The 10,393-nt window shown below is 74.9% G+C and carries 11 protein-coding genes, 1 tRNA gene and 1 pseudogene; 5 read left to right on the top strand and 8 right to left on the bottom strand.

The genetic code is table 11. The features are described from left to right. A pseudogene (locus MNZ27_RS21860) lies at positions 1 to 193 on the top strand (hypothetical protein); the annotation flags it as partial. Positions 194 to 260: 67 nt separating this feature from the next. Here the strand turns inward: MNZ27_RS21860 and MNZ27_RS21855 are convergent. Next, positions 261 to 536, bottom strand: coding sequence for a hypothetical protein (locus MNZ27_RS21855; RefSeq protein WP_242395868.1), 276 nt, complete (start codon positions 534 to 536; stop codon positions 261 to 263). A 184-nt stretch (positions 537 to 720) separates the two neighbouring features. On the opposite strand from MNZ27_RS21855, the gene MNZ27_RS21850 reads away from it, so the two are divergent. After that, positions 721 to 2,037: a mechanosensitive ion channel family protein gene (locus MNZ27_RS21850; protein ID WP_242395867.1), complete on the top strand. Its 1,317-nt coding sequence runs from the start codon at positions 721 to 723 to the stop codon at positions 2,035 to 2,037. A 51-nt stretch (positions 2,038 to 2,088) separates the two neighbouring features. Here the strand turns inward: MNZ27_RS21850 and MNZ27_RS21845 are convergent. Then, positions 2,089 to 2,164, bottom strand: a tRNA-Ala gene (locus MNZ27_RS21845). A gap of 104 nt (positions 2,165 to 2,268) precedes the next feature. On the opposite strand from MNZ27_RS21845, the gene MNZ27_RS21840 reads away from it, so the two are divergent. Continuing rightward, complete coding sequence (locus MNZ27_RS21840; protein ID WP_242396191.1) at positions 2,269 to 4,518, top strand: tetratricopeptide repeat protein; 2,250 nt, start codon at positions 2,269 to 2,271, stop codon at positions 4,516 to 4,518. 42 nt (positions 4,519 to 4,560) lie between these two features. On the opposite strand, the gene MNZ27_RS21835 is transcribed toward MNZ27_RS21840, so the two are convergent. From MNZ27_RS21835 to MNZ27_RS21810, 6 genes are all read right to left on the bottom strand, one after another. Beyond that, a complete protein-coding gene (locus MNZ27_RS21835) occupies positions 4,561 to 5,250 on the bottom strand; it encodes an Ig-like domain-containing protein (RefSeq protein WP_242396190.1) in 690 nt (229 codons plus the stop codon). Between the two features lie 92 nt (positions 5,251 to 5,342). Then, positions 5,343 to 5,777, bottom strand: a complete 435-nt coding sequence (locus MNZ27_RS21830; RefSeq protein ID WP_242396189.1) for a DUF420 domain-containing protein — start codon at positions 5,775 to 5,777, stop codon at positions 5,343 to 5,345. Further along, entirely contained in the window at positions 5,774 to 6,664 is an 891-nt protein-coding gene (locus tag MNZ27_RS21825; protein WP_242396188.1) for an ABC transporter permease, read from the bottom strand. Before MNZ27_RS21825 ends, MNZ27_RS21830 begins: the two co-directional genes overlap by 4 nt. Continuing rightward, positions 6,661 to 7,617: an ABC transporter ATP-binding protein gene (locus MNZ27_RS21820; RefSeq protein WP_242396187.1), complete on the bottom strand. Its 957-nt coding sequence runs from the start codon at positions 7,615 to 7,617 to the stop codon at positions 6,661 to 6,663. Before MNZ27_RS21820 ends, MNZ27_RS21825 begins: the two co-directional genes overlap by 4 nt. Next, entirely contained in the window at positions 7,614 to 8,465 is an 852-nt protein-coding gene (gene cyoE / locus MNZ27_RS21815) for a heme o synthase (RefSeq protein ID WP_242396192.1), read from the bottom strand. Before cyoE ends, MNZ27_RS21820 begins: the two co-directional genes overlap by 4 nt. A gap of 332 nt (positions 8,466 to 8,797) precedes the next feature. Then, positions 8,798 to 9,079 carry a TIGR02300 family protein gene (locus MNZ27_RS21810; RefSeq protein WP_242396186.1) on the bottom strand — a complete coding sequence of 94 codons (282 nt, stop codon included), beginning with the start codon at positions 9,077 to 9,079 and terminating at the stop codon, positions 8,798 to 8,800. Positions 9,080 to 9,230: 151 nt separating this feature from the next. Here MNZ27_RS21810 and ttcA point away from each other — a divergent pair, with 151 nt between their 5' ends. Both ttcA and MNZ27_RS21800 read left to right on the top strand, forming a co-directional pair. Then, positions 9,231 to 10,097: a tRNA 2-thiocytidine(32) synthetase TtcA gene (gene ttcA / locus MNZ27_RS21805; protein WP_242396185.1), complete on the top strand. Its 867-nt coding sequence runs from the start codon at positions 9,231 to 9,233 to the stop codon at positions 10,095 to 10,097. A 66-nt stretch (positions 10,098 to 10,163) separates the two neighbouring features. Then, positions 10,164 to 10,393, top strand: a 230-nt coding sequence (locus MNZ27_RS21800) for a zinc-ribbon domain-containing protein (RefSeq protein WP_242396184.1), incomplete at its 3' end; no start/stop codon positions are given.

Genomic DNA, 10,393 nt, shown 5'->3' with positions numbered 1-10,393 from the left:
CGCCCGCCGCGCCGCCGCGCGGCGCCCCCGCACCGAGATCACGAAGTGGGTGGCGGACAACCGGGCCCGCCGAGTCCCGAACTTCGTCATCGAGGCGACCGGCCTCGACACCAAGCGGAAGATCGTCGCCAAGTTCGGCGAGGGGGCCACGTTCGAGAAGAACAAGCCGCTCCCGAAGCCCAAGGCGGCCTAGAGGCACGCGGGCGAGGCCCCGCGCGGATCCCGGAGGACCGAGCCCGACGTCCGGGCTCGAGCCCGGCTCAGCGCTGGACCAGCCCGCGCACGAGCCCCGCGCGCTCGAGCGCGTCGCACGACGCGTCGAGGTCGCCGGGCGCGAGCCAGAACCCGGCTCCGCGCCGCGGCGCGTTCGAGCCGAGGGCGGTCGGAGTCGCGAACTCCTCCACCTCGACGGCGTAGCGGAGCGCGACCGCGTCCAGCACGGCCTCGACCTGCCGGGCCTCGGCCAGCGTCGTGGCCAGGTAGACGCGGACGATCTCCGTCCCCTCCTCGAACGCCTCCATCGCGATGCGGGTCATCCCGGCTCCTCGACTGGGAGGGGCGGACCCTTGCCCGTCCCTCGCGCCCGAAGTGGATCCGGGCGCTTCACCCACCTGCGCCCCGCTCGCGCGGGTCGGCCCGCGAGCGCGTCGACCTCTTCGACGAGCTCGCGGGCTTCAATGTAACCCGCCACGCGGCGGCCGCGCGCTATCCTCCGCGGCCATGAACCCGCTCCGCCTCCCGGGACGCGCCGCCGCGGCTGCCCTGCTCGTCGCGCTCGCCGCCCCCGTCCTCGCGGCGTCGCAGGGCGTGGCGCCCCCTGCGCCCGCCGCCGCCACCACCGCTCCCGCTCCCGCTCCCAGCGCGCCGCGCGAGCGCTTCGTGCCGACGGACGCGCGCCCCTTCTTCGAGGAGCACCTCCCGGCGCCGCTGCTGGCCCGCGGACCGCGCGGGCTCCTCTGGTGGCAGTGGGTGGCGCTCCCGGTCCTGGTGGTCCTCGCCTACGTCCTGGGCGCGGTGCTCGCCTGGCTCACCCGGCTGATCCTCGGCCACCTCGCTGCGCGCACGCCGACGCGCTGGGACGACCTCCTGCTGGCGAAGCTCGCCGGGCCGCTCCGGTGGCTCTGGACGATCGCCATCGTCACGGCGTTCCAGTCCGCGCTCCTGCTCGACGACGCGGCGGTGGGCGTCCTGCAGCGGATCCTGCGGTCGACGGCGTACCTCGTGCTGTTCTGGGCGGGCTTCCGCGTGGTGGACATCGCGTTCGCGATCGCGGCCGAGGCGCCCTGGACGCGCGCGGATCGCGGCCTCGCGGGGCTCCTGCCGCTGGGCCGGAGGCTCGGCAAGGTGCTCGTGGCCGCCATCGGCCTCATCGCGGCGCTGAACGAGCTCGGCTTCCAGGTGGCGAGCCTCCTCGCCGGCCTCGGCATCGGCGGCATCGCCATCGCCCTCGCGGCGCAGAAGACGGTCGAGCACCTCTTCGGCTCGGTGGCGATCGGGGTGGACCAGCCGTTCCGGACCGGGGACTTCGTGAAGATCGACGACTTCACCGGCACGGTCGAGACGATCGGCCTGCGCTCGACGCGCTTCCGCACCCTCGACCGGACCCTCGTCTCGATCCCGAACGGGAAGCTCGCGGACATGAAGACCGAGACCTTCGCCGCGCGCGATCGGATCCGGCTGTACGTGACCCTCGGCCTCTCCTACGGCACCACCGCGGCGCAGATGCGGGAGGTGCTCGCCCGGATCGAGGCGGCCCTGCGCGCGCACCCGAGGCTCTCGAAGGAGTCCCCGCCGAGCGTCCGCTTCGTCGCCCTGCAGGCCTCGACCCTCGACGTGGAGGTGATGGCCTGGTTCGACACCACGGACTGGAACGAGTTCACCGCGCTGCGCCAGGAGCTCTTCCTCGGCTTCATGGAGATCGTCGAGGGGGCGGGCACCTCGCTCGCGTTCCCGACGCAGACCGTGCACGTCGTGTCCGACGCCGGGGCGGTGGCGGGCGAGCGCACCGCGCCCCCGCCGCCGCGCTCCGGCGCGTGAGCCGCGCCGAAAAGAGAAGCGGCCCGGCGTTTCCGCAGGGCCGCTTCGGATTGGTGGAGCTGATCGGGATCGAACCGACGACCTCGAGAGTGCGATTCTAGCGCTCTCCCAGCTGAGCTACAGCCCCAGGACTCTTCGCCTCAGGTGCGGGCGACGCGCGTTCTTAGCGGTTGGGCGAGAACGTGTCAAGCGCCGTTTGGCCGGGACGGATGCTATCTTGCTCCCCCGAACATGCCCACACCCTCGAAGCCCATCACGCCCGCCGAGCTGTCCGCCCTGGAGCACGCGTTCGCCTCCGATCCCGGCTCCGACGCCTATCGACCCCTGACGGAGGCCTACCTCGCGGCGGGCCGCTTCATGGAGGCGATGGTCGTCTGCAAGAAGGGCGTGAAGGCCCACCCCGACGACCCCGCCGCGAAGGTCCTGCTCGCGCGCGTCTACGCGGACCAGGGGAAGGATCGCAAGGCGCTCGAGGAGCTCGCCGCGGTGCTCGGCGCGTTCCCGACGTTCGCCGCCGCCAACCTGCTCGCCGGCGTGCTGCACATGCGGGTAGGCGACCGCGCCGCGGGCGAGGCGGCCCTCCGCCGCGCCGCCGAGAGCGCGCCCGACGACCCCGCGATCCGGGAGGCGCTCGCGAAGTACGGCGTCGCCGCGGCGCCTCCGCCCGCGCCGCCGCCCACTGCCGCTCCGCGCGCCACCGCCGCCGCGGCGCGCGCCACCGTCGCCGCGCCGCAGGCGCCAGCCGCCGCTCCGGTCACGTCGCGCCAGGCTGCCCCCGCGGCCCCGGTCGAGCGGTCCGAGGAGGTCCCGCTGCCGACCCCGCCGCCGACGCAGCGCGTGCAGGGGCGCGCCTACGCCGAGCAGCTCGCGGAGAAGTACGGCACCCAGGCGTTCCAGCTCCCCGCGGGCGCGCGCGACACGAAGGGAGGCCGCCGCGCCACCCTCCTCACCACCGTGGCGCTCGCGGCCGTGCTCGTCCTCACGCTCGGCGGGTGGGCGATGTGGAACAAGGCGCGCGGCGCGCGGATCGAGAAGGTCGCGGCGCTGCTCAAGGAGACCACCCCGCTCGTGGACCGGGACGTCTACCCGGCCTACGTCGAGGCCGGCGCGAAGGCGGAGGAGATCCTGAAGGCGGATCCCGACTCCCTGGCCGGCCATGCCTTCCTCGCCTACGTCTCGGCGATCCGCTACGCCGAGCACGGGGACGGCGACGCCGCCCGGACGCTCGCGCTGCAGCACGACCAGGCGGGCCGCGCCCTCGGTCGCCACTCGCACCTCATCGCCGCGGAGGCGTACCTCAAGCTGGCGGCGGGCGACGCGGCGGGCGCGAAGGAGACGCTCGACGCCGTCCTCGGCGGCGAGAACGGCTCCCAGAGCGCGTTCCTGACGGCGGTGCTCGGCGCGGTCGACCTCCGCACCGGGGACCTCGACGCGGCGCGCGACGCCCTCGCGCGCGCGCAGAAGCAGAACCCGGGGGACGCCCGCACCGCGTGGCTCCTCGCCGAGCAGTTCCGCCGGCGGGGCGAGGGGTACGAGCTGCAGGCGAGCGGCTGGTACGACTACGCGCTCCGCGCCGAGAAGGAGCACGTCCCCTCGATCCTGGGCAAGGCGCTGGTGCTGCTCGGGCGCGGGCAGGTGGAGGAGGCGGGCCGCGCCGCGGCGGCGGTGCTGGAGCCGCGGACCGGCGCGTCGAAGCCGCAGCTCGCCCTCGCGCACGCGATCCGCGGCGGCGTGCTCGCGGCGCGCGGCAGGGGCGAGGAGGCGGCCAAGGAGGAGGGCGAGGCGGCGAAGCTCGATCCCGCGAACCCCGACCTCCCGTGGCTCGTCGGCCAGCGCAAGCTCCGCGGCGGCGACGCGGCAGGGGCCGTCGAGGCGTTCCAGCGGGCGGTCTCGCTCGACTCGAAGCGGCTCTCGCTCTACGCCGATCTGGTGCGCGCGCTCCTCGCCAAGGAGGGCGGCACGCCCCAGGCGATCGACGTCGTGAAGAAGGCCGTCGCGCGGCTCGGGGAGAGCCCGCGCCTCGCGCTCCTCCTCGGCGACGCCTACCGGGCGTCGGGCGACGCCGATCTCGCCCGCGGCCAGTACGAGAAGGCGATCGCGCTCGGGAAGCCGTTCCCGGACGCGCGCGTCGCCCTCGCCCGCCTGTACCGGGAGAAGAACAACATCCCCGGCGCGCTCGTCGAGCTGACCCAGGCCATCGACGAGTACGGCGCGGGCGGCGCGGGCGGCGCCGCGGCGGCCTACGTCGAGAAGGCGGACGTCGAGCGGGCGCGCGGCGCGAAGCGCGAGGTGCTCGAGGACCTGTACGGGAAGGCGCTCGAGCTCGATCCCGCGAACTGCGACGCGCTCTGGGGCGCCGGGAAGCTCGAGCACGACGCCGGCAAGCTCACCGACCGGGCGAAGGCCCGGCTCGAGGCCTACGCGAAGCTCTGCCCGCGGGGAGCGCACGCCGCGGAGGCGGCGAAGCTGGGCGGGAAGTAGGCCCCGGGCGCGAAGGAGGCCCGGCGGCGGCGAGAGGCGCGATCAGCGCTTCCCCTGCTTCCGCTCGGCCTCGTCGCGTGCCTTCACCGCCCGCTCGATCGCCTCCATCGGGTTGCCCCGCACCGCCTGGGGCCTCCCCGCGGCGGTGCGGGCGTCCACGACGTGCACGGGCAGCGTCGCGCGGGCGCCCTCGATCTCGACGGTCGCGGTGGTGTCGCCCGCGCCGACCGCCCAGAGCTGCCCCCGGGCGTCGCCGCGGCAGACGTCCTCGCTCGCGCAGGTCACCCTCGCGACCCGGCCGGCGAACGGCGCGCCCTGGTCGTCGAAGGCCTGGACGTCGAGCGAGAGCGGCGCCGGCGTGTCCAGCACCTTCAGGTCGGCACGCTCGGGCTTCACCGCGACGCGGGTCACCTTCCGGACGATCACCGTGGACTCGACGGTGACGTCGCGGATCCGGCAGCGGACGGCGGCGGTGCCCGGCCCGACCGCGACGACGGTGGCGTCGTTGTGCACCCCCTCCACCGTCGCGACGCGCTCGTCGGAGGACGACCAGACGCAGGTCTGTTCCGGCACCGCCCGACCATGCCGGTCGATGGGGGTGGCGTGCACCCGGGACGACTTGCCGGTGCCGGCGAACCGGAGCGAGCCGGGATCGAGCTCGATCCGCTCCACCGTCCAGCAGGCGGTGAGGAGCAGGGCGGCGACGGGGAGGACGAGGGCGCGAGAGGTCATGCGAGGATGCTACCGCGCGGCCGGCGCGCTCCCGAGGTGAACTTCGGGCGCCCTGGATCCGGGCGCTCCGGTGTACGCGCGCGCGCGTTCCCTCAGCGGGCCGCGGCGACGGGCAGGTGGTACAGCATCAGATACACGACCACCCCGGTGGCCGACACGTACATCCAGATCGGGAGCGTGGCGCGGGCGAGCCGGCGATGGGCCGGGAACCGGGCGCGGACCGCCAGGAAGAGCGTCCGCAGCGCCAGGGGTGGAACGACCGCCGCGAGGACGGTGTGGGAGAGGAGGACCGCGAGGTAGAGCGCCCGGAGCCCGCCGCCGCCGGGGAAGCGGTGCGTCCCGGTGAGCGCGACGCGCGTGACGTACCCGACGAGGAAGAGCACCGACGTCGCGCACGCGGCGAGCATGAACCCGCGGTGCACCCGCCAGGCGCCCCGCCGGATCGCGACGAGCCCGCACGCGAGCAGGGCCGCGGTCGTCGCGTTGAGGACCGCGTTGACGGTGGGGAGGGCGTCCGCGAGGGTCACGGCCGCGGCGGCCTCCGCGCCGCGAGCAGCGCGAGGAGCAGCCCCGCGCCGGCGAACGCCGCGCAGACCGCCACGTCGCGGAGCGCCGAGCCGGGGAGGGCGCCCGGCGCGCCGGGGCCGCCGAGCGCGCGCCGGGCCGCGGAGACCGCGTACGAGAGCGGGTTCCAGCGCATCACCGCCGCGAAGCCCGGACGGTCCGCCGGGAGCGGGAACATCGCCCCGGAGACCACCCAGAGCGGCACGAGGAGGGTCATCTGGATCGCGTGGTAGCCCTGCACGTTGTCCACGCCCCACGCCACCGCGAACCCGAGCGCCGCGAGGGCGACGGCGGCGAGGGCGAGGGCGGCGAGGAGGAGCGGCCAGCTCACCGACCGATACGGGAACCCGGCCGCGGGCGCGAGGAGGAGGAACAGGACCGCCTGCGTGAGGGCGACGGACGCCGACCCGAGCGTCTTGCCGAGGACGAGCGCGAAGCGGGACCCGGGGCCCGCGAGCACGCCCTGGAGGAAGCCGCGGTGACGGTCCTCGATCACCGAGAGCGTCGTGAAGATGGAGGCGAAGAGGACCACCATCAGGACGACGCCGGGGTAGAAGTAGGAGAGATAGCCGGCCCGGGGTGCGCCGCCCATGCGGAACGTCCCGGACATGCCCGCGCCGATGACGAACCAGAAGATGATCGGCTGGCCGAGCGCGCCCGCGAGGCGGGAGGGCTGGCGGAAGAACCGGACCAGGTCGCGGCGCCAGAGGACCGCCGCGGTGGCGAGGTCGTAGGCGATCGCCGCACGCGGCGGGAGCGGGCCGCTCGCCGGTCCGATCGGGGGCGAGGGCGGGGTCCTCTCCTGAGGCCTCTCCTGAGGCCTGACGCCCGAGGTCCGAGGCCTGCTCACGCGGCCGCCTCCTCGTCGTCCTCCTCGAGCGCCGCGCCGGTGATGGCGAGGTAGGCGTCGGCGAGCGTGGGGCGGCGGAGCGAGACGGCGCGGAGCCGGCCCGCCGGGAACGCCTCCACGAGCCGCGGCACCAGGGTGTGGGCGTGCTCCCGCTCGACGTGGACCGCGCCCTCGCGGACGCGCGCGGGGAGCCCGAGCCGGGCCGTGATGACCGCCGCCACCTCGTCGGGCTCGTCCGCCTCGATCACCACCACGTCGCCGGGGATGCGGGCCCGGAGCGCAGCGGGCGTGTCGCACGCGACCACGACGCCACCGGAGAGCACCGCGAGGCGATCGCACCGCTCCGCCTCCTCCGGCTGGTGCGTCGTGATGATCACGGTGACCCCCTCGTCGCGCCGGAGCGCCTCCACCGAGCCCCAGAAGGCACGGAACGCCGCCGCGTCGAGGCCGCTCGTCGGCTCGTCCATGACCAGGATCGCGGGGCGGTGGACGAGGGCGCGGGCGAGCTCCACGCGGCGGCGCAGCCCGCCGGAGAGCCGCTCGACGGGCTCGCGGGCGCGCCCGGTGAGGCCGGCGTCCTCGAGGAGCCGCGCGATGCGCCGCCTCGCCTCTGCGCGCGGGACGCGGTACAGCGCCGCCGCCATCCGGAGGTTCTCCCGGGCCGACAGCTTCCCGTCGAGCCCCGGCGCCTGGAACACGATCCCGGAGATCGCCCGCAGCCCGCGTGCGCCCGCCGGGATCTCGCGGCCGTCGAGCCGCACGGTGCCGGCCGCGGGAGGCAGCAGCCCGGCGAGGATCGCGAAGAGGGTGGACTTCCCGGCGCCGTTCGGGCCGAGGAGGCCGACGATCTCGGCGGGGGCGATCTCGAGCGAGGCACCGCGGAGCACCTCGCGCGCGCCGTAGCGGAAGGCGATCCCCTCGAGGGCGAGTCGCGGCGCGGCGGCGCCGGTCACGAGAGGTCCCCGGGGCGGAGCGCGAAGAGCACGGCGAACAGCGCGGTCAGGTAGATCAGGGTCGCGAGGAAGAACGAGCGCGCCCACCGCCCGCCGGCGCGGCCGAGGCCGAGGAGCGCGAAGCCCGCGAGCCCCGCGCCGAGCGCGACGGCCGCGGCGCCGTAGAGCGGCCCGGCGACCCGCAGCGGTACGAGCGCGAGCGACACCGGGACCAGGAGGACGGAGAAGACCGCGATCCACAGGCGGGTCCGCGCCTCGCCGTGGATCAGCGCGAACACCTTGAGGCCGCCGCGGGCATAGTCCTCCGCGAGATAGATCGAGATCGCGAGGAAGTGCGGGAGCTGCCACACGAACAGGAGCGCCGCGAGCGCGACGCCGCCCGCCTCGATCCCCCCGGTCACCGCGGTCCAGCCCATGAGCGGTGGGATCGCGCCCGGGATCGCCCCCACGAACAGGGCGAGCGTCGAGCGCGGCTTCATCGGCGTGTAGACGAGGACGTACGTCGCGAGCGCGACGACGGCGAGGAGCGCGGTGAGCGGGCCCGCGGCGAGCGCGAGGATCGGGATCGCGAACGCCGGGACCGCGATCCCGAGGCCGAGGGCCACGAACGGCTCGACCCGGCCGGCGGGGATGGGACGGTCGCGGGTCCGCCGCATCCGCGCGTCGATGTCGCGCTCGAGGTAGCAGTTCAGCGCATTGGCGGCGCCGACGACCGCCGCGGTCGAGAGCACGGTGAGAACGGCCCGGGCAGGCGCGATGCGGCCGGGTGCGAGCCACATGCCGCCCGCGGAGGTGATCACCACCAGCCCGGACAGCCTCGGCTTCGAGAGGAGGAAGAGATCCCTCAGGTGGGCGAGCGGGCTGGTCGTCCGGAGCGGAACGCTGACGGTCGTCGTCGTCGTCGTCACTCGCGGCTGATAGCCGCGGGCGCCCAGGGAGGCAACGTCGGCTTCGGGGCCCGGCGGAGGAGGGAAACGTTCACCCCTCGCCCGTCACGTGCCCGTGTCCCGGCTCCCATGTCCTCTGGGCCGTGATCCGTCCCGGACGCGCGCGCTCGACGCGTCGAGGTCTCGGCGCGCACGGCCGACGGGGATCGGGAGGCGGAACGCGGTCCACGCGAACGGTGACGGCCACGGCCTCCGTCGCCGTGCCCGTGATCCGAACGCCCCGCGTCCGCCCCCTATGTCTCGTCGCCGTCGCCGTCGCCGACGTCTTCGGCCTCGTCGGGCTCGAGCTCCTCCTCGTCGACCGCGGCCTCGACGACCTCGGTCTCTTCGGCCTCGGGCTCGGCCGGTCGAGCGGCCGCCCGTGGGCGCCGCTCCGCAGGGGGCGGGCTCTTGGCCGGGCTCTCACGCTGATCCGCGCCGCACTTCGGGCAGATCGGCGCGGGCTTCTTCAAATCGTAGAACTTCGTGCCGCACTTGAAGCAGGTGTGTTTGGTGCCGAGGTCCTTCGCGGGCATCGTGTCCTCATCCCCGTCTGGAGATCCGCGCCAGTTAACGCAGCGCTGGGGGGCAGGTCAAAGGTTTTCGGGGCCCCCCGGCTCGACCGGGACCCGGCGCCGGGCTAGAAGAGGCTGGCGGGCCCCGCCCCGGCCCGGATCGGCACCTCCGATGAACGACGTCGTACGCCTCGAGAAGCGGCTCCTCCGCGCCACCGCGCGCGCCATCCAGGACTTCGACCTCGTCGAGGAGGGCGACCGCATCCTGGTCGCCGTCTCGGGAGGAAAGGACAGCTACACGCTGCTCCACCTGCTCATGCGCCTGCAGGAGCGGGCGCCGATCAGGTTCGAGCTGCTGGCCGTGAACCTCGACCAGGGGCAGCCGGGCTATCCGGCCGAGGTCGTCGAGCGGCATCTCCAGGCCGTCGGCGTGCCGTACCGGATGCTGCACCGGGACACCTACTCGGTCGTGCGCCGGCTCGTGCCGGAAGGGAAGACCACCTGCCCGGTCTGCTCCCGCCTCCGTCGTGGCGTCCTCTACAACGCCGCGGTCGAGCTCGGCTGCACGAAGATCGCGCTCGGGCACCACCGCGACGATCTCATCGAGACGCTCCTCCTCAGCGCGCTGTACTCCGGCGCGTTGAAGAGCATGCCGCCGCGGCTCCACGCGCAGGACGGTCGCAACGTCGTCATCCGGCCCCTCTGCTACGCGGCCGAGGACGAGATCGCGGCGTTCGCGCGGGCGATGGCGTTCCCCATCGTCCCTTGCGACCTGTGTGGCTCCCAGCCCAACCTGCGGCGGAAGCGGGTGAAGGCGCTCCTGGCGGAGCTCTCGGTCGAGCACCCGGCGGTGAAGGGAAACCTGCTGAACGCCCTGGGGCACGTCGTCCCGTCGCACCTCCTCGATCGCGAGCTCCAGCGCCAGGTGGCGGCCGCCACCGGCCGCGATCCGTGGATCGACGGCGACGAGGGGGAGGACGCGTGCGGCGCCGAGGAGGCCGCCGCGCTCGTGGAGCTGGGTAGTCGCGAACGTCGCTGAATCACGGGATCGTGTAACCACCCCGCGGGATACGCGGCTCCACGCCGGCTCTGTAGCATCGGCGGGGTGAACTTCTCCTGCGACCAATGCGGTCGCCGCTACTCCATCGCCGACGAGAAGGTGGCGGGCCGCCGCTTCCGGCTGAAGTGCCGGACGTGCGAGCACGTCATCACGGGGCACGGGCCGGGTGCCGCGCCGGCCGTCGCGGCGCCGCCCGTGCTCGCACCGCCGCCGGCGCCGCCGCCCGTCGCGCCCCGCGCCAGCCCGATCGCCCGCACCTCCCGCCCGGCGGGGTC

The organism is Anaeromyxobacter oryzisoli, assembly GCF_022690765.1.
In the GTDB taxonomy this organism is placed as follows: domain Bacteria; phylum Myxococcota; class Myxococcia; order Myxococcales; family Anaeromyxobacteraceae; genus Anaeromyxobacter; species Anaeromyxobacter oryzisoli.
The sequence above is the reverse complement of the archived record's forward strand: the minus strand, read 5'-3'. Positions and strand labels throughout refer to the sequence as shown.